Below are 21,881 nucleotides of genomic sequence, written 5' to 3'. Positions count from 1 at the left end.
GCCTCTCAAGGGTGCGCATATGGTCACTGCCAATTTCATCTTCTTTGCTCTTGTATAATTTCAACAATTCATCTTTCACAACATCAACTAGCTCATCATGTGACAGTTCTTCAATCCGTATTCCTAAAGACCCAAGGTCAAACCCAAATTTTGAACGTAAAAATCCATTCAGCCCTTCAATATCCCAATCTTCGGCATGCCGCTTACCTTCAGTAAAATAAGGTATCCAGGTTTCAACAACATCGTTGATATATTCACGGATCTTGGGCGAAACATCCTCACCATCTAAGATAGCATTACGTTCCTTATAAATATATTCACGCTGGCTGTTCATAACATCATCATACTCAAGCAGGTGCTTACGGATTTCAAAGTTTCTGCCCTCTACCCGTTTTTGTGCAGTTTCAATAGCACGAGATACCATCCTGCTTTCAATCTCCTGACCATCCATTCTCAAACGCTGCATTACAGCAGATATTCTGTCAGAGCCAAAAATGCGCATCAGGTCATCCTCAAGCGAAAGATAAAATCGTGATGAACCCGGGTCACCCTGCCGTCCAGATCGGCCTCGCAGCTGATTGTCAATTCTTCGAGCTTCATGCCGTTCGGTACCCAGAATATGTAATCCGCCTGCTTGTACCACTTTATTATGATTATCAAGCCACTCTTTCCCCTTGCGCACAATATCCAGTGCTTTATGCTGATCCTGCCCTATCATGGTATTGGCAAGGCTTGCTGCATAGTCAAAATCACTCTTCAAAATTGCTTCTCTGAATTGTTCCCAGAGCACAGCATCATGAATGGGTTTCCAATGTTCCATCTCATCAATATAGGTTTTTCTGCCGCCCAGCACTATATCAGTACCACGGCCTGCCATATTGGTGGCGATAGTTACTGTGCCAGGGCGTCCTGCCTCGGCAATAATCTGTGCTTCTTTTTCATGGTATTTTGCATTCAATACGTTGTGGGGGATGCCAAGCCGCTTTAGCATATCAGACAGCTTTTCTGATTTTTCTATAGAGATAGTACCTACAAGTACTGGCCTTCCCTCCTGACGCATCTGTTGAATTTCTTTCACAATTGCATCAAACTTTTCTTTTTCGGTACGATAGATCCTATCAGGATAATCAATTCTTCGCACTGGCTCGTTTGTTGGAATCACCACAACATCTAAGTTATAAATCTTTTTAAATTCTATAGCTTCGGTATCAGCAGTACCGGTCATACCTGCTAATTTTTTATACATCCTGAAGTAATTCTGGAAGGTGATTTGTGCAAATGTCTGACTTTCACGCGCTATGGGCACATTTTCCTTTGCCTCAAGCGCCTGATGAAGACCATCAGAATACCGTCTTCCAGGCATAAGTCTTCCTGTAAACTCATCAACAATAATAACCTGACCATCCTTCACTATATAATCAACATCACGTTTAAACAGTGTATGTGCCTTCAATGCCTGGTTTACATGATGCACCAGTTCAATATTACGGCTATCGTACAGATTATCTATTTTTAAAAGCCGTTCAACATGCCGCACACCCTCCTCGGTCAAAAGACAATTGCGTTCTTTTTCGTTTACCTCGTAATCAACTCCTTCCTTAAGACTAGGAATAATTTTATTAATCAAATAGTATTTCTTGGTCGATTCATCAGTTGAACCCGAAATGATAAGTGGTGTTCGGGCTTCATCAATAAGTATTGAGTCAACCTCATCCACAATAGCATAGTAGAGCTCACGTTGTACACGCAACGACTTATGTTCCACCATATTATCACGAAGATAATCAAATCCAAATTCATTGTTAGTACCATAGGTTACATCGCACCTGTATGCCTGCTGACGCGTATGGTAATCCATATTGTGCTGAATAACACCAACTGAAAGACCCAAGTATTTGTAAATTGGTCCCATCCACTCTGCATCTCGTCGGGCTAAGTAATCATTGACAGTAACTACGTGAACACCTTTGCCAACCAGTGCATTGAGATATACCGGCATAGTTGCCACAAGTGTTTTGCCTTCACCAGTTTTCATCTCTGCAATTTTGCCCTGATGCAACACTATTGCACCCATAAGCTGCACATCAAAATGCCGCATGCCAATAGTACGCCATGCAGCCTCACGCACCATGGCAAATGCATACGGCAAAAGCTCATCAATTGGTTGTCCTTGTTCAATACGCCCTCTGAATTCTGCAGTTTTGGATAGCATCTGGTCCTGAGTTAATTTTTTCACTTCATTTTCAAGAGCATTTATCCGCTCTACAATAGGCTTAAGCTTTTTGATATCGCGCTCGTGTTTTGTCCCAAAGAATAAACTTAATATTTTATCTATCATACTTGTTCCTTATTTATACATTATAGTATTTATAAAATTTTTAAACCAATCCTTCAATAATTACTCTTTTAAATATAAAGAGATTGACAATACCGATCATTTGCTATTGCTAATGCCACCATCAAAATTTATAAATTAGGATTACTATTCTTTTAATAACTCATTATACAAGTATTTTTTAAAATAAACTACTATTTATTCATTAAAATTATGGATACGCTCCCGTTGCCAGATGCAAGGGGAGTGTTATTTTATGCATTTTTCCATAAATTTTTTTCTGGTTAAAATAACACAATAGCAATTAAAATAATTCATTATGCCAAATTATAATATGTTAGAACCAACTGTGGAACTTATGTTACAGAAACTTGCACCATCTAATAGCGCCTATTTTCTATTGCCTTTCTATTTAAATAAATTTGACGGGGATTTCCTGCCTCTTTTTGTTTTATCAAAACCAGCATCAAAACTAACGATTTCTAGATTATATTTTTCAGCCGCTGTATATTGATATGCATCATCAAAGTCCATATTGTACTCTTTAATATATGAAATTAAAATTTCAGTATCACATGGCTCCAATCCAACATAATGTATTGGATTCTCTATAAAAATATCTTTCACAAATTCTGATAGTACTTCCGTTTTTTTAAATTTACTCAATATTATCCCAATTGAGTGAAACGCAAAATCCGTAATATATAATTCATCAGCATATACATTACTTAAGAACCTTTGTACATCATTAGCACATTCCTGGTTTAAGAAATATTCCAACCATACATTAGTGTCAACAAGATACATTTAATTATCTCTCCAATCTAATGCTTTCTTCTGAAGTTGAATAGATGAATAAATATTTTTATATTCAGAAAGCGAACCAGCCCATCTTTGAGAAAGTTTCTTTCTTTGTGTAATTTTATTTTTTTGTAATAAAAATTCAACAAAATCCTTAACTTCAGATTGAAGTTCAGGTGATAGTTGTTTAATTAATTTTTCTAATTGTTCTAATTGCATCGATATTACCTTTAAATAAAAATACTTCTTTAATTAACCCCTTAATTTTATTAATATAATATTATTTAAAAAAATGCAAATCCTATTTTTTAAACATTAAAAATCTGTTTTATCAAAACCAGCATCAAAACACTATTAAATCATCCCTGTTAACGACTTCTTCATAATATTTGGAACCAAATATTTTTTTTATTTCCTGTGTATTTTTTCCTTTAATTTTCTGCAACTCATCACTTGAATAATTCACAATGCCTTTTGCTATTAAGCTACCACGCTTGTCAACAATTTCTACAGCGTCCCCCAGGTCAAATGTACCTTCTACATGCGTTATGCCTATTGCCAAAAGCGACTTTTTATTCTCTTTTAGTGCTTTCACCGCACCATCATCTATGACAAGCTTGCCCTTAGGTTTTACATTGAATGCTATCCAGCGCTTTTTGCTTTTTAACTGTGTTTTGCCCAAAAACAAGGTGCCTATTTTCTCACCCTGCATTATTCGCCTGAGTACATTCTCTGTCCTTCCGTTTGCAATAATCATCATTTCGCCGGATTTAATAACTATCTCCCCCGCTTTTATTTTTGTATGCATGCCACCAGTGCCATATTCGCTTCCTGCACCACGGCATCGCTTTCGTACCTCATCATTAATCTCATGGATTTCCGGTACCGGTTCTGTATCACCCTCATTCCAGTAAAATCCATCTACGTCGGATAATAATATCAAAAGATTAGCTTGCACAATATTTGCCACATGAGCAGAAAGCGTGTCGTTATCGCCAAATTTAATCTCTTTTATAACAACTGAATCATTTTCATTAACTATCGGTACCACACCCATTTCAAGAAGAGCATTCATTGTATGGCGAGCATTCAAAAACCTGCGGCGATGCTTCACATCATCTTCCGTAAGCAATATCTGCCCAACCTCATAGCCATACTTGTTGAAGCACTCCCTGTACACATCCATAAGTATTGACTGCCCTATTGCAGCCAATGCCTGTTTTTCGGGTATGGTGCATAAATTGCGCTTTTTCTTCATCACCGCTGAACCAGCACTGATAGCACCCGAACTTACAATAACAACGCGATATTTTTTCTGTAGAAGGTATACAACATCCTCAACAAGTTTGGTCACCTGCTTTTTTGATATACCAGTCTCATCAGTGATAAGCGACGAACCAACTTTGACAACTATTGTTTTTACACGTTTGATATATGCAGAGCGCGGCATATTATTATTCCATTAACAAAAAAAGTTTTTCTATTAATATATCGATGTTATATCCTGTCAATGACGATATGGGGAGTACTGTATATTTTTCTTTTTCAAGGAGCTTAATACGTTTTGTTACAATTGACTGGCTTGCTACATCAGTTTTTGTGAGGAGTATCATTGATGTGCGTGCAGGTAAATCCTTATTGTATGTTGACAGTTCTGCTTTTAACAGTGAAAGTGTATACAGGGGGTCAGCATCAATTGCCTCAATGCAGAACAAGATAATCCGTACACGCTCAATATGCTGTAAAAACGATAGTCCAAGACCCAACCCCTTATGCGCTCCTTCAATAATGCCAGGAATATCGGCTATTTTAATAACATGTTCACCACGTTCAATAACGCCAAGATTTGGGATAAGCGTAGTAAAAGGATAATCAGCTATCTTAGGCTGAGCGTTAGTGATAGCTTTCAACAGCGTTGACTTGCCCACATTGGGAAGTCCCACAAGACCCACATCGGCAATTAATTTGAGGTTTAGTAAAATGGAACGCTCCTGCCCCGGCATTCCAGGTTGCGAAAACCGTGGCGCCTGATGCGTTGCTGTTTTAAAAAAAGCATTGCCTTTGCCTCCTATCCCGCCTTTTGCCACGCAAACTGCATCGCCTTCGTTAACAAGGTCAGCTAAAAGCTCCCCCGTTTCCGCATCTAGCACCTGTGTACCAGCTGGCACTTTTATTATTAAATCCTGCCCATCCTTCCCATGCCGGTTTTGCCCCATTCCATAGCCACCATTTTCAGCTTTATACAGTCTGTCTTTAAAAAGATGCCCTAAGTTATAATATCCCTGTTCGGCCATAATGATAACATCACCGCCTTTTCCACCATCACCACCGTCAGGCCCACCTTTTGGTATATACTTTTCCCTTCTGAATGAGACCGCACCAGCACCACCTTTGCCTGCTCGTACTTTAATTATAATGTTATCAGTAAATTTTGCCACATTAATACCCAAAAATTTGTAATGATATTATATAGGATAGCTCATCATATTTGTTGTACAGTAAATAGATTATTATAAAATGACATTTTTCATGCCAATTTATCAGGGAAAAGAAACTTTTTCTTTTGGTATTGCTATTTTTCATCCATTATTAGCTACACTGTCATTTCAAATACCACCTACTGTATTTATTACTTCAAATCCTTATCACTTCATTTGTCATTTCTAATCCCCTAAGGGGTAAGAAATCGTTCTCTTTGTAGATATAAGATTTCTCACCACTTCGCTCTTCGAAATAACAGTGAGGGGGCTTTGCTACTTGAAATGAAATATGCGCAATGTATCTAATGTAATGACAATAAATACTACTCTAAACAAAAAAAGCCCATATTGTTATACCAACAATACAAGCTTTCTTGTTGTTTCAACGGTAAATAAATGTATGATGTATATTACGCCTGAACAGGATATACTGACACCTTTTTTCTTTCCTTATCAAGGCGCTCAAATTTTACTATTCCATCCGTTACTGCAAAGAGAGTATCATCGCTGCCACGTTTTACATTAATGCCCGGATGCAGTTTAGTTCCCCTCTGGCGTACTATGATAGAACCGCTCTTAACAAACTGGCCTGCAAATACTTTTACTCCTAAACGCTTTGACTGGGAATCTCGCCCGTTACGCGATGAGCCCCCACCTTTTTTATGTGCCATATATTCACCTCGTTTTTACAATTGTTGTCATTTATAAATTATTTAACGTTTTATGTACACCTTTACAAATTTAGGATATTGTTTCCTGATCTCATTTATTCCAAGAATAAAAACTGACATTATGCTCTCACAACGCGTTTTTTCTGCATCATTTAACAAACAAACTTTTACACAAAACTCAAGCAATCCATCCTTTTGATTTATGCTATGAGCTATCGCATAATACTCAAGCGCTAAAGCAACTGATTGCGCTAATGCTGAAACTCCCGCACATATAATATCATTTCCTTTTGCTGCCTGTCCCGAATGCCCAGCTACAGTTATACTACACTCTTCGCCGGATAAATGTATCAGGTTGTTGTTAAATTCTATTCCCTGTATTGTAATAGTAATCACTATTTTACTGACATATCGACAATAGTGATGCTGGTATATGGCTGCTTGTGTCCTAATGTTCGGGTATAGTTTTTACGTTTTTTGAATTTTATCCCTCTCACTTTATCACCACGGACTACACCGCCAACTTTTGCTTTAACCGTGACATTTGATAAATATGGCTGGCCAACTAAAACTTTGTCCCCATCAACAAACATCATGACTTTATCGATAGCGATTGTTTCATCATCATTTGCATCCAGCAGGTCAACAGCTATGGTTTTATCCTTTTCCACTTTATATTGCTTTCCAGCTATTTCAACTATTGCGTACATACACTTCTCCCGGATTTTTATTATTGCAGTATAATAATAACAATGGGAGGATGTCCTCCCTCTATTGGGCCCACAGGGATTCGAACCCCGGACCTACTGATTATGAGTCAGCCGCTCTAACCTGCTGAGCTATGGGCCCTGTGAAATGACAAAGTAATAATAACACGTTTATCATGTCAACAAAACTAAATGATAAATTGTAATAGAACTATCAAAAATACTACAAAATTGCTATACTTAAAAATCCCCTGTTATTAACATACTAATATAAGGGAAACGGGGTTTTATTAATACATTTTTAATAATGATGGTTGAATACAATATAATATAAATTANTCTTTTTTTCTAAAAAACTTCAATTTTTTGCCACATAGGGGCTTACAGATTTTTCAGTTCCAAAGTAAAATTGTTTTTCATTAATTTCAATAGCATCATTATACGCTTCTACAATACCAACTACATGTATGAGTGCACCAACAACAAATAACAACCCTGATAGTATAAGTCTGGATTTTCTCTCAGTTGATGAATCTGTTTTCATCAGTGCCACATAAAGATAATAAGCCGAAACAGAATATGCAGTGGCTGTTAACAGGCAAAAACCTGCTGCCTTGAGGTCATTGCGCAGATAGACATGCCCACCTCCTGGCACTATTAATGACAATAAGCATGCAAGCCTTGGATCCCTCTGCATGGTTGGTGATTCTTCACGACGTTCCTGTGCTTTTTTTGAAAATTCATCAATATAGGGAGCATCTTTATATTTTTTTCCGGCATCAGCTTCTATTGTTTGTGCCATAAGAGGATATCCAACAAAATTTACCAAAAGTGTTACAATTAAAATGGCTGTTACATACTTTACAAAAACAAAACGCTGTATAATGCCATTGCCATTATTATGTACCATAATCCTTATTCCTTTTTTTATTTTCTTACAGTATATTCAACAGAGTTGGTATATAATGCCAACTGTTGCTTTATTGTATGAGCATATAATAAAAAAGTCAAGAATTATTCTGTATATTTACTACTTATCTGAAAGAAGAACTGTGGTTTGATTCCTGCCCTGCTGTTTGGATAAATATAGTGCTTTATCGGCTCTATCAATAATACTTTTTGTTGATTCATCTATAGTAGGATTAAACTGCGTTATACCTAATGAAACAGTTACACTTAATTTTTTTCTTTTATACAACACATATGATTTTTGAACAGAAATACGAATGCGCTCTGCTACCTTAAAAGCCTCATTCACATCTGTATGAGGTAGTATGACAGCAAATTCTTCTCCACCATAGCGTGCTGCAATATCGCTTTGCCTGACAGAACCTGATATCACCGAAGCAACGTTTTTTAACACCATATCCCCACAGCTATGCCCGTAGGTATCATTGAAATTTTTAAAGTGATCTATATCCATCATTATAAGTGATAGTGGAAGGCTACTTTTTAGTGATTTTTCTCGTTCTTCCATTAATGCTGTTTGAAAATAATGATGAATTTTAAGCTTTGTCATCATATCGGTTGTTGCAAGCTCGTAAAGGTATGCGTTTTGAATTGCAATGCCAGCTAAGGATGCAATGTTTAACATATACTCCTTATCGGATTCACTGAAATCTTTTTGGTTTATTCTATCAGCAAGCACAATAATACCATTTAATGTTCCCTTACCCTTTAAAGGTACAATCAACGAAGGGTCTAACCTGATGAGAACGTCCAAAGATGGCTCATCGGGCAAAAGTTCTTTCAATTCGTTTAATGTATAACAACGGAAATTAGCATCAAGAAACTGAATGAGCTTTGAGTTTGTGGGGATTAAATATTCATTTTTATGATCTATTTCAAAGCCTTTATAATTTCTGTGTAATACAAATTCCTGACGATCTATACTACGGTGAGTAAAAATGCCTGCTTTTAAAAGCTGCATCTGCCCCATACAGGTCAAAAGGATTGAATCAATAAGGACATTGTAATCTAAAGTTGAATTCAACCCCTTGCTAATTTCAATTAGCTGCTTTAAATCATATATTTTGCGTTCATATTGCTCTATTTCAACAGGAAATTTTATTTCCTCATCATATAATGACATATCATCATTCATAGTTTCACCATTTAATCGCACAATGCGATGGCATTGCGTAAATTTATCCTTCCATCATATATGGCCTTGCCAACTATACAACCCTTTAATCCATTATTTTCATATTTTTTTAACTTTTCTAAATCATCAATAGATGAAACTCCACCGGAAGCAATAAGAGCAATGCCAGGAATTTCAGATAATATTTTCTCTATTGACTTAAAATTGGGTCCCTGTAGCATCCCATCAGTAGCTATATCTGTATAAATGATCTCAGAGATGCCAATGCTTTGAAGCTCCTTTATACAATTGATAGCATCCATGTCAATTATTTTTTTCCAGCCATGGGTTGCAATTTTTAAATCTTTAGCATCAACACCTGCTATGATATATTCCTTAAACCGCTCTGCTATCTCCCTGAATGAATCTTCAATTAAGATAGTCCCAACAATTATCCGCTCTATCCCTTCATCCAGATACATCTTGATTGCCGTCTCAGTTCTTATGCCACCACCTATTTCAATGGGGATAGACACTGCTCGGGCTATTTTCTTTACAATATGCATATTTACTGGCTGCCCTTCAAACGCACCATCTAAATCAACAACATGGATAAGTTTGGCTCCTGCTTCTTCAAATTGCTTTGCTATGCTCTCGGGATCATATGAATACACCGTTTCCTGCAAAGGGTCACCTTGTACCAATCGGACACATCGGCCTTCCTTTAAATCGATAGCAGGTATTACGAGCATGCTAACCTCACAAAATTTTCAATCATTCGCAAGCCATACTTATGGCTCTTTTCAGGGTGAAATTGTGTGGCTATACAGTTGCCTTTGCCTACAATACTGGGAAACACTACTGAGTAGCAAGTTACACCAATTATCCATGAGCTATCGCTGACTTCAGGATAATATGTGTGTATAAAGTAAAAATAACTGTCCTGAGGTATGCCTTCAATAACTGGATGTTGATTTCTGAATGTAACCTGATTCCATCCCATATGTGGCACCTTTAAATCAGTGTTAAATCGTACCACGCTGCCCGGTATTATGTCAAGCCCCTTATGATGACCAAACTCCTCACTTGAGCTAAATAACAGCTGATACCCCAAGCAAATCCCAAAAAAATATCCCCCATTTTTTATAAATTCTGTAAGCGGCTTGACCCATCCCAGCTTTGTTAAATTTTCCATAGCCTGTCCAAACGCACCATCTCCCGGCATTATTAGGGCTTTTGATGTTGCTATACTGCTGGGGTCAGAGCTTACACGCACATCAGTGGTATATTTCTCCACTGCCTTTACTACCGAGCGCAAATTCCCCATACCATAATCGATAACTGTAATCATAGAACACCCTTTGTTGAAGGAATGCCGGTGCTATCGCCCAACATATATGCTCTATAGAGAGCCAACCCTGCTGCTTTAAATATTGACTCATGTATATGGTGTTTGTTGTCACCGTACATTTGCTGTATATGCATGGTTATTAAAGCATTGTGCGCAAATGATTTAAAAAATTCCAGCGTACATTCCTCACTATATGTGTGTATCAGGCCATGCAACTTTTCACCTCGGTATACAAAATACCCTCTTCCTGATATATCAACAATAACACTGCTGCATGCCTCATCCATTGGAACGGTAGCCTGCCCAAAACGCATGATTCCCTGTTTGTCACCTAAAGCCTTTTGAAATGCTTTGCCCAAGCATATTCCCGTATCTTCAATTGTGTGATGTGCATCAACATCAAGGTCACCTTTTGCGTTCAACTGAATACTCATCCTGCTAAATGCTGCAAAAAGGGTGAGCATATGGTTAAAAAAGCCAATACCAGTGTCTATTGTGCTTGGCTGTGTACTATCGAGAAACAACTTCAAGGTTATGTCGGTTTCTTTGGTTTTACGCTCTATGTGTGCAAACCGTTCCATTGTCAATTCTCCTTGATTAAAACTCATACCCCAAACTGAAGACTATCTCTTTTTGGCCAAACCTTCCATAATAATATGGCCACGCATAGTCAAGCTTTAAAATAACTATTGGATACAAGGTAAGTCGAAACCCAAAACCCATATCCATTTTAAAATCTTGAAATTCCCCTGTTTCCTTATTTATGAAAGTATATTCATTATCCCACGCCGAACCAGCATCAACAAATAAAACGCCGCCAATATTGCCAATTTTTAAAAATAACGGCCATCCCATACGTATTGATTCAATAAACGTAAATCTAAACTCAGCATTAAAAAGGAACACGTTAGTGCCACCATATTCTATAAATGGATGCCCTCTGAGTGTATTAAAACCACCAATGTAGTATTTAAAATATTCTTTCTTTTCGCCAAATATCTTGCCTCCAATACCTCTGAAAGCCAGTACATACTGTTTGTCCAAAAAGAAGTAGCGTCGTACATCAATATCAATACTGCTGAAGGAATAATCCTGCCCTGTGAGGTTTACAACCTGTGTAAACATTATCTGCCCACGCGTGCCTCGCAAAGGCGCAAGGAATCCCCACAATACATTATCGTAATTATATGACACCGAAACTGAATTTAAATTGGCAAACACATCAGGGCGCTGGTCAAGGTAACTGTAATCACGTTCATATCGGCTTGAGGAAATACGTGTGCTGAACCTGGAAAATTTAGTAAACGGATAGCTTGCAATTGCGTATACCCCGTAATGATCCATTGACAAAGTTGACCAGTAAGCATTGTGAATAAGATCATTAATACTTGCTAGTGTAAATATGCCAAAAGGATTCTTTTGTCTGAAAAATCCCAGAGAGTAATCCCACCTGTAGCGCAGGTAAAGGTATTGCACATCCCAGTTCAAATAATTAGCACTGCTGCCGTAGCGCAGATAATCGGTGGTTACCACAACCCGGTTGTCCCCCAAATAATCGCTGAAACTCATCTGAGCAAAACCTGCAAAGCCATATCCCACAGTACCACCAAGGCCAAAGAACACCCAATCCGGGGAAACAGTAGTAGTGTAATTGTCCCATATGGCCTGCGATAATGGGAAGTAGTGTGCGGGCAACATAACAGGTATATGTTCAGTATTAAAAGGAGGGGCGATAGTTACTGGTTTAATGTCTTCTTTTATAAATATATCATACCCTCCATTCTGGTATGATACAAAAGCAATTTTCTTACCATCAGGGAAGATGCGTGGATAGAAAATACCGGTTGATGCATTGGTTATCTTGGTTTCGGTGGAGCTAGATATATCATACTTATATACGTTGTATATGCCTTCTCGGTTGGAAATATATACTAAGCTGGTGCCATCATTTGCGATATCAACCTGTAAATTTTTTGACTGTGGCGGCACAATTATTTGGCGGGCACCTGTTGCACATGTATGCTTTATAATAGCATACTGCGAGCTAGTATAATCACCAGTGGGATAATTGGATGAATAAAAGATAATTGAATTATCTGCATTGAGTTTAGGATAGCGTTCACAGAAGACATCATTTGTTATTTGCTTCAACGTTTTATCTTTCAACGAGTATAGATACACATCGCTCTGTATATTTACCTGCCCAATAAAGCTTATGTACTTGCCGTCAGGCGATAGCGAAGGATCCTTTATTGCCCTGAACGGCAACACAATTTCATTAATAATTTTGCCAGTGTGGGCATCAATGATGAATAATACATCTCTGTTTTTTGACTGAGAAACAAACACAATGCCCTTGCCATCGGGTGTCCACGACAGATAATTATCAAGTAAATGCATCCCTTCAAATTCAGAGGTTTCATTCCCTTTAAGTATAACGCGTGCTTTCTGTTCTGCATCTTCTTGGCCAATAGTTAGTATTGATATTGATGAATAAATATCCCTGTTGTCAATATATGCTATTTTTGTGCCATCAGGTGAGATTGCCGGGCAGGTATTAAATATTGAACGGGTTTTCTTGTGATTGGTAATTCTTTTTCCTTCTTCTTCATCAAAGTTTCTTCCTGCTATTACTGGATACAATCGCTTCTTATAAAAATGTTTAAATTCAGTATCAATTTCTTCAAGATTTTTCTTTGTATGCACTTTTAATGCTTCTTCAAAGTTATCTAAGTCCCTGATATCTCGTAAAAATTCACCAATTTTTCCTTTCCCATAGGTTGTTTCAAAATAATAAAAAAACGCCTGTCCAACCTTATAGTAGTAATACATGTTCCCAACGCGATAGGTGGTAAAATCAATCAAACTGATATACTGATCATTCAGAAAAAAATCCCGCATGGTCATATCTGCAGTTTCATCAAAGCCAATAGACAAATATTCGGACATGCCTTCAGTGAACCATAATGGCACTGCCCCCATGCTCATCATGGATTGCATTTTGCCGGAGCTATCGCGCATAAGAATATTATACTGGAATGCATGCACAAGCTCATGCACCAGAACATGCTGAAATTCATCATAGGAACCATTGAAAGGCACAACCACTCTGTTTTTAAACGCTTCGGTAAAACCACCAGTCCCCTCGCCTATGATTTGGAGAAGAATATTATTTTCCTGAAAATCTATATGAGATGGAAAGACTATGATGGGGACCGGGTCATTGAGTTGATGTTGCAATGCATCAGCTAAATGAACATATGCCCTTTCAGCAATTAGGGCAGTTTTGGCTGCTAGCTGTTCCATGCCGTAAGGATAATACACATTAAAATGAACAGTTTTCAGTATATGCCACTTAAAAACTTCAACTGTGACCTTATTCTTACCAAAGGGGTATATAATCAATGGAATGATTACACTTATGATAATTGTAAAAAGAATATGTATATGTTTTTTTATCATTTATATCTTACTGTTTCTCTTAAAATATAATTATATTACCCTACCACCACCATGGTATTCAGTAAGAGGATACTATTCTTAGTTATAACAATACATCGCAACTTTTTTTATTCATGTAGTAGTGTACGGTTGTGCATTAGCAAGTAAAATTTTTGTTGCCAACAAATATTATTTAAGTATATTAGATAATAAGCCTGCGGTGTTCGTGAATGGCATGTCATATTGTAGTTCCAACACCACTGAGCATGGAATCTCTAATCTGCAGGTTGATATCACGCTTCATCACGAAGTAGATAGATACCTGCATGCGAGAATCCACCTTTACATAGGGAGCTCAAACATTCATGCCACTACGGCACACGCGGGTTACTCTAAACAATGGTTAAAATATGGAAATAATTACTGTTTTTGGTGTTCGCTGGAGGGTTGCTCCCTTATGGGAAGTTGGATTGACATTGTTGGTAATCCTGTTAATAATTGCTTTCTTTGCTTTGCTAAAATATAATCAATACCTCAAACTTAAAAAATCAAGCCTTGAACAAATTTTTATCTATAAAGCTCGCCAGCGGGGTCTTACCGGCTACCAGGTTCGCATTTTACAACACATTGTTGCCTTATCCAAACTCAATTCACCAGAAATCATCTTCATGAATAAAGCATTATTTGAAACAGGACTGGTTAAATTTTTACAATACATTGCAAAATTAAAAGAACCCACTGAAGACTTAAAAGATATTTTCAAAGATATTGTTATTACATACGAAAGAATTTACAACCCTACCGAATATCAGCAACCGCTTGATTCAATTGAGGATATATCCACTGATACGCTTGTGTGCGGGTATAGCCAGACAGGGAGAGCATTTATTGCAAAAATTACGCTGATTGCAGAGGATGCTATTCACTGCAAATATTTTAGAAAGCCAGGACAGCTACAAGATGAAATAATAACTGAACCTGTTTCAATCTTTTTCTTCAGAAACGGTGACGCTGAATACTCGTTTGAATCGGAAATTACTGCAATCCAGGAAAACACAATAATCTTGAAAAAACCTGAGGTGATAAAACGGGGAAAAGAGGTTCACCATCCATATATACAAACACTAATTCCATGCAGTATTCAAAAGAAAAAGGATGAGAGAGACGATGAAGCCATCATACAACATGACGATACCGTACCTGTAAATGGAACTATTGAACGACTCAATGAATTTGAAGCCGTCGTGAGGGTTGAAACAACATTGCAGTATCACAATGAATATACCCTATTTTTTACCCTTGAAAATTTCAAAATTGAGATAGTCAGTAAAATATTAGCTTCACGAACCATAACCAAAGAAAAAATCATTTACTATACATTTAAATTCATTGAGATGTCAGAGGCCGCTCGAAATGTAATAGCAAAATATGTCAAAGAGCGGCTGTAATATACGCCGCTCTTATTATTTATGTATAAAATTCGCGGTCCACATCAACGGTTTCACCCTCAATGCGGGCAAATTCTTTTAAAAGCTCTTTCTGACGAGGACTGAGCTTCTTTGGCACTTTAATATTTATCTTTACCAGCTGGTCACCCTTTCCATAAGACCCCAGATAGGGCATTCCGTTTCCCTTCAATCTGAATATTTGGCCATTTTCCGTACCTGCAGGAATTTTCATCTTGGCTTTTTTCCCATAAATAGTTGGCACTTCAATCTCACCTCCTAAGCAGGCAACAGCAAACGAAACATCTACAACGCTTATGAGGTCATTACCATGCCGCTCAAATATTGGATGTTTTTGAATATGGACCACCACATAAAGATCCCCTGCAGGTCCTCCACCAGGTCCCTGCTCACCTTCACCTGAAATTTTTAAACGCGAACCTGATTCAACACCCGCAGGTATTTTAACTGTGATTTTGCGGTGTTTTTCCTCCAGTCCTGTGCCTCTACACACCCGACATGGTGACGTGATGATTTTTCCTTCACCTCTGCACTTATAGCATGTCTGAGTAATTGAGAAAAACCCCTGGGTCTGGCGGATTTGTCCAGTGCCATTACATACGGGACATACCGTTGGTTTTGTACCAGATGCCGAACCTGTACCTCCACACGAACTGCAAACTTCATGGCGTGGTATTTCAATCTGCACTTCTTTGCCTAATGCTGCATCCTCCAATGTTATGGAAAGATCATATTGGATATCTCTGCCACGCTTTGCACGTGTGGAACGAGTGCGAGTTCCAAAACCAGGCCCAAAAAAGCTTTCAAATATGTCACCTAGGTCAAAATCACCAAATATATCCGAAAAATCTGTATAAGCTCCTCTGCCAAAACCTTCAAATCCAGCAACACCTTCATGGCCAAATTTATCGTATTGCGCACGCCTTTTTGGGTCACGCAAAACTTCGTATGCTTCGGTTGCTTCCTTAAACTTTTCTTCCGCTTCTTTGCTTCCTTTATTGCGGTCAGGGTGATATTTTAAAGCAAGCTTGCGGTAAGCTTGCTTTATCTCATCTTCTGATGCATTGCGAGGAACACCCAAAACTTCATAATAATCTCTTTTTGTGGTAGCCAAGGTCATCACCCCTTATTTAAAAAGATTACAAAAATTATACGACAATGGCAAGCATTGTCGTATAATTGTTTATAACTCATTATTTTTTCTTATCGTCATCTACTACTTCATAATCAGCATCGTACACTTTTTCGCCACTCTGTGAGCTCTCCTGTGCAGTTTGGGTCTGTTGCGATTTTGCATATTGTTCTGCACCCTGTTTGTAGAGACGCTCTGCAAAGGAATGTGATGCTCTTTCTAATTTTGCTTTTGCATCACGTATCACATTAATATCAGTTGACTCCATTGCCTTACGCAGATTTTCAATTTCAGCTTCTATCGAAGCTTTTTCACTTGCATCTATCTTGCCTTCATTCTCGCGAATGAGTTTTTCAAGCGAATAGATGAGCGCATCTGCCTCGTTGCGTGCTTCAACAAGCTGCCGTGCTTTGCGGTCTTCTTCTGCATGAAGTTCTGCATCCTTGATCATCCTCTTGATATCTTCTTCGCTCAAACCACTTGATGCTTCTATCCTAATCTTCTGCTCTTTACCGGTGCCAAGATCCTTTGCAGATACATGCAGTATCCCATTGGCATCAATATCAAATGTTACTTCAATCTGTGGCACACCACGCGGTGCAGGTGGAATACCAATCAGATCANACCTTCCAATAGTCCTATTCTGCGAAGCAAGTTCACGCTCACCCTGCAACACATGTATTGATACCGCTGTCTGATTGTCAGCAGCAGTGGAGAATATTTGGCTTTTACGTGTTGGTATAGTAGTATTGCGCTCAATGAGCTTTGTCATTACCCCACCTAATGTTTCAATACCAAGTGACAATGGGATAACATCAAGCAGCAATACATCATGAACCTCACCTGCAAGCACTCCGCCCTGAATAGCAGCACCAACAGCTACCACTTCATCAGGGTTTACACCTTTATGGGGCTCTTTTCCAAATACTCTGCGCACAAGCTCCTGAACAGCAGGTATTCGGGTTGAACCACCAACTAAAATAACCTCGTCTATATCTCCTGGAGTAAGGCCAGCATCTTCAAGTGCCTTAATACACGGTTCTTTAGTTGATTCAATGAGGTCTTCTACCAGACCTTCAAACTTTGATCGAGTCAGTGTCATTATCAAGTGTTTTGGTCCACTCTGATCCGCAGTAATGAATGGTATATTAATCTCGGTCTGCAATTTATTTGAAAGCTCAATCTTGGCCTTTTCCGCTGCCTCTTTCAAACGCTGCAACGCCATCTTGTCAGCACTCAAATCAATTCCTGTCTGCTTTTTAAACTCAGCTATCAGCCATTCCATAATGCGCTGGTCAAAATCATCACCACCCAGATGGGTATTTCCATTGGTTGATTTAACCTCAAATACACCATCACCCAATTCCAGTATGGAAATATCAAATGTTCCACCACCCAAATCGTACACAGCTATTTTGTGGTTGCGTTCTTTTTTATCAAGACCATATGCAAGTGCTGCAGCAGTCGGCTCATTAATTATACGCTCAACTGTCAACCCTGCAATACGGCCTGCATCTTTAGTAGCCTGCCTTTGAGCATCATTGAAATACGCAGGCACTGTAATAACAGCTCGGGTAACTTTCTCACCTAAGTAATCTTCAGCACTCTGTTTCATTTTCTGCAAAATTCTTGCCGATATCTCCTGAGGAGTAAAATCTCCGGCAATAGTTTTCACTTTTACGCCATTTTTACCATCATCCACAACTGTATACGGCACCATTTTAATTTCACTCTGTACCTCACTGTACGAACGGCCCATAAACCGCTTGATTGACCGTATTGTGTTTTCAGGGTTAGTTATCATCTGGTTTTTGGCAACCTGCCCAACTAAGCGCTCACCCTTATCAGTAAACGCAACAACCGATGGTGTTGTTCGTTGCCCTTCGGAATTGGGTATAACCACTGGTTCACCACCAATCATAACTGCAACACATGAGTTTGTGGTTCCAAGGTCAATTCCTATTATCTTACTCATAGTCATTCTCCTTATATATTGAATATATTTGTAATGATAGTTGCTATCATAAGTTCATTCATTTGCTCATTGCACATTAATGTGGTGACGCTGTTGTATTTTCCTCTGCCTGCTTACTGGTGTTATCAGGCTTTTTTGCAGGGCGCGTCACCTTCACCCGTGCAGCTCTGATAACATATTTATCCAGCTTAAAGCCCTTTTGATACACTTTGGTTATTGTGTCCTTTTCAACATCTGTGCTTTCATCAATCTCAATTGCTTCGTTATATTCCGGATCAAAGGGCTGATTGAGGCTTTCTATCTCCTCCACACCATAGCGCTTGAGCATATCTTCAATTTGACGAGATATCATCTTCACACCTTCAATAAAAGATGTATGTGCATCTGTCAAATTCTCTACACTCTGCACATTAGTTGCAGCCTCAATTGCACGTATTAAATCATCATTAATGTTTATAATGTCACGTGCCATATCCTTAATGGCTAATTTCCTGTCATCCTCCTGCATACGGATAACGCGCTTTTTATAATTTTCAAAATCAGCCTGCCTTCTAATCAGCAAATCTTTCAATGCGGCCAATTCCTCATTCTTTTTATTCAATTCTTCCTGTAACTTCTGCAATGCTTCCTCCTTCTGTTGTAATTGGTCCTGCGCGACAGCACCTTCATTGGAATCAGATTGATTCGTTGAGCTATCGCCCGCAGGCTTTTCAGCATTCATTTCTTGATGTAATTCCTTCTTTTCTTCAATTGTTTCACTGTTCACCGCTTCATGATGTTGCTCATTGTTGCGATGCTTTTTATCTTTGCCGCTCATACATCCCCCTGCCAATCAATGGTAATGCACATAAAGGTTATTGGTAATTATTTGGTCATCTGCGTAAGAAAGTTTGAAACCACCTTTCCCGTATAATCTACTAACGGGACAACCTTTTCATAATCCATTCGTGTTGGTCCAATGATGCCAACAACGCCAACTGGACTGTTACCAATTTTATATGATGAAGCTATTATGCTACAACATGGGATTGCTATTTCTTTAATTTCTTGGCCAATCAGAGTAAACACGCCTTCCTTCTGGCGCAGCTCTTCCATTATCTTGCGAAGCGTGTCCTTCTGTTCAATAAAGCGCAGCACCTCACGTAATTTCTCAGTTTCAACCATTTCAGGTATATGTAAAAGATTTTCAATTCCATCAATATAAATGTCAGGCTCATGTTCATCTTTAAGTGCAAGTTCCGTAATATCCAGGGCTATATCCCGCACAGCTGGCTCAATGCCCGTTACGGTCCTAAGCTGGTTTATAAGGCTTTGCTTAATTTCAACCAGCGAATAGCCCGACAGCTCTGCAGTAAGGAATCGCGAGTATTTGTACAAGTCATCCTGATTAACCGGTGATGAAAGTTTAACCTTTTTATGAATTACAATTCCAGTTCTTGTTACAATGATAAACAGCACCTCATTGGAAGTGAGCGATATAATTTCAATATGCTTGACCACAGTAAAATCAGGCTTGGGCATGAGTGCAATGCCAGTGTATTTTGATATAAGCGATAGCATCTTTACAATTGACATGAATATCTTATCCAGCTCAATCTCATGTGCCAGCAGTTCCTCGCGCACCTCTACGCCATTTTTTGCAACTGTCTCGTAGGTATCAAGGAGCGAGTCCACATAGAAGCGATAGCCTTTATCGGTTGGGATTCGCCCTGCTGACGTATGAGGCTGTGAGAGGTACCCCATCTGTTCTAGATCAAACATTATGTTACGCATAGTTGCCGGAGAAAGTGAGAAAGAATACTTCTGCACAAATGACCGGGACCCTACAGGTTTCCCTGTAGATATATACTCATAAACAATTGCTTTTAAAACCTGTGCTTCTCGATCATTTAATTGCTTCAGTATCATCATACCAACCTCGTATGTGATTATTAGCACTCTACCTATATGAGTGCTAATAATGTACTAAAAAAATTAGCACTCGTCAAGTCATTTTGCTTAAAAATGTTCAAATATATGTGTATTTTTTTAACTGTGAGATTATTTTTTCTTCTTTTTCTCGTCTTCTTCTTTTTCATCGGCCTCAAGACGAAGCCTGAGCGCTTCAATGGTATTTTTTAACTTTTCTGCTTCTTCAGATTCGCCAAAAAGTATGTTAATTCTTCGTAATGCGGTTAAAAGTTCAATTGACCTCAAGATATCCTCTGAGGATTTAGTTGATATTTCATATTTATTTCTGTACTGTTTTGCAGCTTCGGACAGGCTTTGTTTACAAAGCTTTAACATCTCCTGACGCTCATAGTAAAATTCCTTTCGCGGATCCCTGTATTTCTGCAGATCACTGAAATTTATGATGTTTTTTGTAATCACGGCCACCCTGCCCTGTAATTCAACAAAGGACCACTTCCATTTAGAGCTTTCACCCAGTGCATCAATAATTTTTTGTAATAACGTATGCAGTTCCTTTATCAGATTAAGAATCTGTGAAGGATTGAATTTATCTATTGCCTGTAAATATTCTTCGTTTTCTTTAAGCGGTCGGTCAATATCTTTGCCAACTATCTCTTCAAATAACTGTAGTATCCTGTAAAATTCTTTGCGCGCATCATTTAAAAAACGTTCATTTTTAATTTTGAGCATATCAAGCGAAGCCTTGTTCATATTGAGCAGTGTATAGATGAATTTTGTGTATAACAAAATAAGCTCAATGTTTATGTAGCCTTTGATGTTGGGCATTTTTTTCTTTTTTTGCTCTGTTTCTTTTATCTGCTTGGTAAGTTCATCTAATTTTGCCTTATATCCTTTGATAAAGTCATTGTAGGCTGCTTTCTCGGCTTTTGTAATTGGCATGTAATTTTCCTCTATGCATAAGTATCAATGGTTGATTCTCTGACCTTCTCGGGTTCCTTTTTGACTTCGGCTTGTGTTTTAGTCTCCTCCTGAGGCTGGTTATTAACTGTAAAACCAGCTGGAATAACATCTGCACCTGATATTCGCATTATTTCCATACTATCCCTCCTCCATTAAGGATGTCATTCTGAAGTCACGCAGTGACTTAAGAATCTTGCTTTTAATACTTTATAATCTTTGATATAGCCACACTTTTTGATGTCCCCATAATTCGTCAAGAGATAGCTATAAAGCCAATTTCCTCATAACCTCTGCCTTCCCTGCGTGAAACACTTCTTTTAGGCTCTGGCACTAATGTTGCTTTAATAAATATTTAAATTGTACTAATATAAAATATCAAGCAAAAAATAAGGAAATTGATGCAACCATCAATACATCATATTGCCAATTTGGCAAATGGGATAATTTGTATACCCAAAAGGTTTCAATCAGGCATAAAACTCCATACATAACAACTATCGCCCAATTTAACTACCCAGAAACATTAGTTTATAGTACGCAGAACATGGTGATGAAGTGTACAAATCAA

21 protein-coding genes, 1 tRNA gene and 1 other RNA gene are annotated in these 21,881 nt (G+C 38.2%); 2 read left to right on the top strand and 21 right to left on the bottom strand.

The features are described 5' to 3' along the window. The 15 genes from secA to N3F66_07755 form a co-directional block, all read right to left on the bottom strand. Positions 1 to 2,338 (bottom strand): preprotein translocase subunit SecA (gene secA / locus N3F66_07825; protein MCX8124058.1); only part of this gene is annotated, 2,338 nt, incomplete at its 3' end. A gap of 405 nt (positions 2,339 to 2,743) precedes the next feature. Continuing rightward, positions 2,744 to 3,142: a PIN domain-containing protein gene (locus N3F66_07820; GenBank protein ID MCX8124057.1), complete on the bottom strand. Its 399-nt coding sequence runs from the start codon at positions 3,140 to 3,142 to the stop codon at positions 2,744 to 2,746. Continuing rightward, complete coding sequence (locus N3F66_07815; GenBank protein MCX8124056.1) at positions 3,143 to 3,355, bottom strand: DUF2281 domain-containing protein; 213 nt, start codon at positions 3,353 to 3,355, stop codon at positions 3,143 to 3,145. Positions 3,356 to 3,479: 124 nt separating this feature from the next. Beyond that, positions 3,480 to 4,586, bottom strand: coding sequence for a glutamate 5-kinase (proB, locus tag N3F66_07810; GenBank protein ID MCX8124055.1), 1,107 nt, complete (start codon positions 4,584 to 4,586; stop codon positions 3,480 to 3,482). 4 nt (positions 4,587 to 4,590) lie between these two features. Then, positions 4,591 to 5,574, bottom strand: a complete 984-nt coding sequence (obgE, locus tag N3F66_07805) for a GTPase ObgE (GenBank protein MCX8124054.1) — start codon at positions 5,572 to 5,574, stop codon at positions 4,591 to 4,593. A 452-nt stretch (positions 5,575 to 6,026) separates the two neighbouring features. After that, positions 6,027 to 6,287 carry a 50S ribosomal protein L27 gene (gene rpmA / locus N3F66_07800; protein MCX8124053.1) on the bottom strand — a complete coding sequence of 87 codons (261 nt, stop codon included), beginning with the start codon at positions 6,285 to 6,287 and terminating at the stop codon, positions 6,027 to 6,029. 42 nt (positions 6,288 to 6,329) lie between these two features. Beyond that, positions 6,330 to 6,683, bottom strand: coding sequence for a ribosomal-processing cysteine protease Prp (locus N3F66_07795; GenBank protein MCX8124052.1), 354 nt, complete (start codon positions 6,681 to 6,683; stop codon positions 6,330 to 6,332). Continuing rightward, positions 6,683 to 6,997 carry a 50S ribosomal protein L21 gene (rplU, locus tag N3F66_07790; GenBank protein MCX8124051.1) on the bottom strand — a complete coding sequence of 105 codons (315 nt, stop codon included), beginning with the start codon at positions 6,995 to 6,997 and terminating at the stop codon, positions 6,683 to 6,685. The genes N3F66_07795 and rplU overlap by 1 nt, the downstream gene beginning before the upstream one ends. Positions 6,998 to 7,062: 65 nt before the next feature. After that, a tRNA-Ile gene (locus N3F66_07785) sits at positions 7,063 to 7,136 on the bottom strand. Positions 7,137 to 7,352: 216 nt separating this feature from the next. Beyond that, positions 7,353 to 7,904: a hypothetical protein gene (locus N3F66_07780; protein ID MCX8124050.1), complete on the bottom strand. Its 552-nt coding sequence runs from the start codon at positions 7,902 to 7,904 to the stop codon at positions 7,353 to 7,355. 120 nt (positions 7,905 to 8,024) lie between these two features. Further along, positions 8,025 to 9,098: a sensor domain-containing diguanylate cyclase gene (locus N3F66_07775; protein ID MCX8124049.1), complete on the bottom strand. Its 1,074-nt coding sequence runs from the start codon at positions 9,096 to 9,098 to the stop codon at positions 8,025 to 8,027. Positions 9,099 to 9,109: 11 nt separating this feature from the next. Continuing rightward, a complete protein-coding gene (gene hisA, locus N3F66_07770; protein ID MCX8124048.1) occupies positions 9,110 to 9,829 on the bottom strand; it encodes a 1-(5-phosphoribosyl)-5-[(5-phosphoribosylamino)methylideneamino]imidazole-4-carboxamide isomerase in 720 nt (239 codons plus the stop codon). Then, the gene (gene hisH, locus N3F66_07765) at positions 9,820 to 10,428 is read right to left on the bottom strand and encodes an imidazole glycerol phosphate synthase subunit HisH (protein MCX8124047.1); all 609 of its coding nucleotides are present in this window, start codon (positions 10,426 to 10,428) and stop codon (positions 9,820 to 9,822) included. Before hisH ends, hisA begins: the two co-directional genes overlap by 10 nt. Beyond that, positions 10,425 to 11,009: an imidazoleglycerol-phosphate dehydratase HisB gene (hisB, locus tag N3F66_07760; GenBank protein MCX8124046.1), complete on the bottom strand. Its 585-nt coding sequence runs from the start codon at positions 11,007 to 11,009 to the stop codon at positions 10,425 to 10,427. Before hisB ends, hisH begins: the two co-directional genes overlap by 4 nt. A gap of 16 nt (positions 11,010 to 11,025) precedes the next feature. Next, positions 11,026 to 13,890, bottom strand: a complete 2,865-nt coding sequence (locus tag N3F66_07755) for a BamA/TamA family outer membrane protein (protein ID MCX8124045.1) — start codon at positions 13,888 to 13,890, stop codon at positions 11,026 to 11,028. Between the two features lie 188 nt (positions 13,891 to 14,078). Here N3F66_07755 and ssrS point away from each other — a divergent pair. Next, positions 14,079 to 14,262, top strand: a non-coding RNA gene (gene ssrS / locus N3F66_07750) — 6S RNA. Between the two features lie 17 nt (positions 14,263 to 14,279). Next, positions 14,280 to 15,317, top strand: coding sequence for a hypothetical protein (locus tag N3F66_07745; protein ID MCX8124044.1), 1,038 nt, complete (start codon positions 14,280 to 14,282; stop codon positions 15,315 to 15,317). Positions 15,318 to 15,336: 19 nt separating this feature from the next. Here N3F66_07745 and dnaJ read toward each other — a convergent pair whose 3' ends face one another. From dnaJ to N3F66_07715, 6 genes are all read right to left on the bottom strand, one after another. Next, positions 15,337 to 16,449, bottom strand: a complete 1,113-nt coding sequence (dnaJ, locus tag N3F66_07740) for a molecular chaperone DnaJ (GenBank protein MCX8124043.1) — start codon at positions 16,447 to 16,449, stop codon at positions 15,337 to 15,339. Between the two features lie 79 nt (positions 16,450 to 16,528). Further along, positions 16,529 to 18,448, bottom strand: coding sequence for a molecular chaperone DnaK (dnaK, locus tag N3F66_07735; protein MCX8124042.1), 1,920 nt, complete (start codon positions 18,446 to 18,448; stop codon positions 16,529 to 16,531). Between the two features lie 70 nt (positions 18,449 to 18,518). Then, the gene (gene grpE, locus N3F66_07730) at positions 18,519 to 19,259 is read right to left on the bottom strand and encodes a nucleotide exchange factor GrpE (GenBank protein ID MCX8124041.1); all 741 of its coding nucleotides are present in this window, start codon (positions 19,257 to 19,259) and stop codon (positions 18,519 to 18,521) included. Positions 19,260 to 19,306: 47 nt separating this feature from the next. Next, positions 19,307 to 20,353 (bottom strand): heat-inducible transcriptional repressor HrcA, encoded by a 1,047-nt coding sequence (gene hrcA, locus N3F66_07725; GenBank protein ID MCX8124040.1) that lies wholly within the window; start codon positions 20,351 to 20,353, stop codon positions 19,307 to 19,309. Positions 20,354 to 20,482: 129 nt separating this feature from the next. Further along, a complete protein-coding gene (locus tag N3F66_07720) occupies positions 20,483 to 21,292 on the bottom strand; it encodes a hypothetical protein (GenBank protein MCX8124039.1) in 810 nt (269 codons plus the stop codon). A gap of 11 nt (positions 21,293 to 21,303) precedes the next feature. Then, on the bottom strand, positions 21,304 to 21,450 hold the full coding sequence (locus tag N3F66_07715) for a hypothetical protein (GenBank protein MCX8124038.1): 147 nt from the start codon (positions 21,448 to 21,450) through the stop codon (positions 21,304 to 21,306). Positions 21,451 to 21,881 lie beyond the last annotated feature (431 nt).

It is taken from the genome of Spirochaetota bacterium (assembly GCA_026414805.1).
Classification (GTDB): domain Bacteria; phylum Spirochaetota; class UBA4802; order UBA4802; family UB4802; genus UBA4802.
Note: the sequence above shows the minus strand (reverse complement) of the source record. Positions and strands in the feature narration are given on the sequence as shown.

Excerpts from the sequence above, each read along its gene's own strand:
- N3F66_07820 (MCX8124057.1), bottom strand. The coding sequence starts at position 3,142 with ATGTATCTTGTTGACACTAATGTATGGTTGGAATATTTCTTAAACCAG.
- N3F66_07815 (MCX8124056.1), bottom strand. The coding sequence starts at position 3,355 with ATGCAATTAGAACAATTAGAAAAATTAATTAAACAACTATCACCTGAA.
- proB (MCX8124055.1), bottom strand. The coding sequence starts at position 4,586 with ATGCCGCGCTCTGCATATATCAAACGTGTAAAAACAATAGTTGTCAAA.
- rpmA (MCX8124053.1), bottom strand. The coding sequence starts at position 6,287 with ATGGCACATAAAAAAGGTGGGGGCTCATCGCGTAACGGGCGAGATTCC.
- rplU (MCX8124051.1), bottom strand. The coding sequence starts at position 6,997 with ATGTACGCAATAGTTGAAATAGCTGGAAAGCAATATAAAGTGGAAAAG.
- N3F66_07780 (MCX8124050.1), bottom strand. The coding sequence starts at position 7,904 with ATGGTACATAATAATGGCAATGGCATTATACAGCGTTTTGTTTTTGTA.
- N3F66_07775 (MCX8124049.1), bottom strand. The coding sequence starts at position 9,098 with ATGAATGATGATATGTCATTATATGATGAGGAAATAAAATTTCCTGTT.
- hisA (MCX8124048.1), bottom strand. The coding sequence starts at position 9,829 with ATGCTCGTAATACCTGCTATCGATTTAAAGGAAGGCCGATGTGTCCGA.
- hisH (MCX8124047.1), bottom strand. The coding sequence starts at position 10,428 with ATGATTACAGTTATCGATTATGGTATGGGGAATTTGCGCTCGGTAGTA.
- hisB (MCX8124046.1), bottom strand. The coding sequence starts at position 11,009 with ATGGAACGGTTTGCACACATAGAGCGTAAAACCAAAGAAACCGACATA.
- N3F66_07755 (MCX8124045.1), bottom strand. The coding sequence starts at position 13,890 with ATGATAAAAAAACATATACATATTCTTTTTACAATTATCATAAGTGTA.
- N3F66_07745 (MCX8124044.1), top strand. The coding sequence starts at position 14,280 with ATGGAAATAATTACTGTTTTTGGTGTTCGCTGGAGGGTTGCTCCCTTA.
- grpE (MCX8124041.1), bottom strand. The coding sequence starts at position 19,259 with ATGAGCGGCAAAGATAAAAAGCATCGCAACAATGAGCAACATCATGAA.
- hrcA (MCX8124040.1), bottom strand. The coding sequence starts at position 20,353 with ATGATGATACTGAAGCAATTAAATGATCGAGAAGCACAGGTTTTAAAA.
- N3F66_07720 (MCX8124039.1), bottom strand. The coding sequence starts at position 21,292 with ATGCCAATTACAAAAGCCGAGAAAGCAGCCTACAATGACTTTATCAAA.
- N3F66_07715 (MCX8124038.1), bottom strand. The coding sequence starts at position 21,450 with ATGGAAATAATGCGAATATCAGGTGCAGATGTTATTCCAGCTGGTTTT.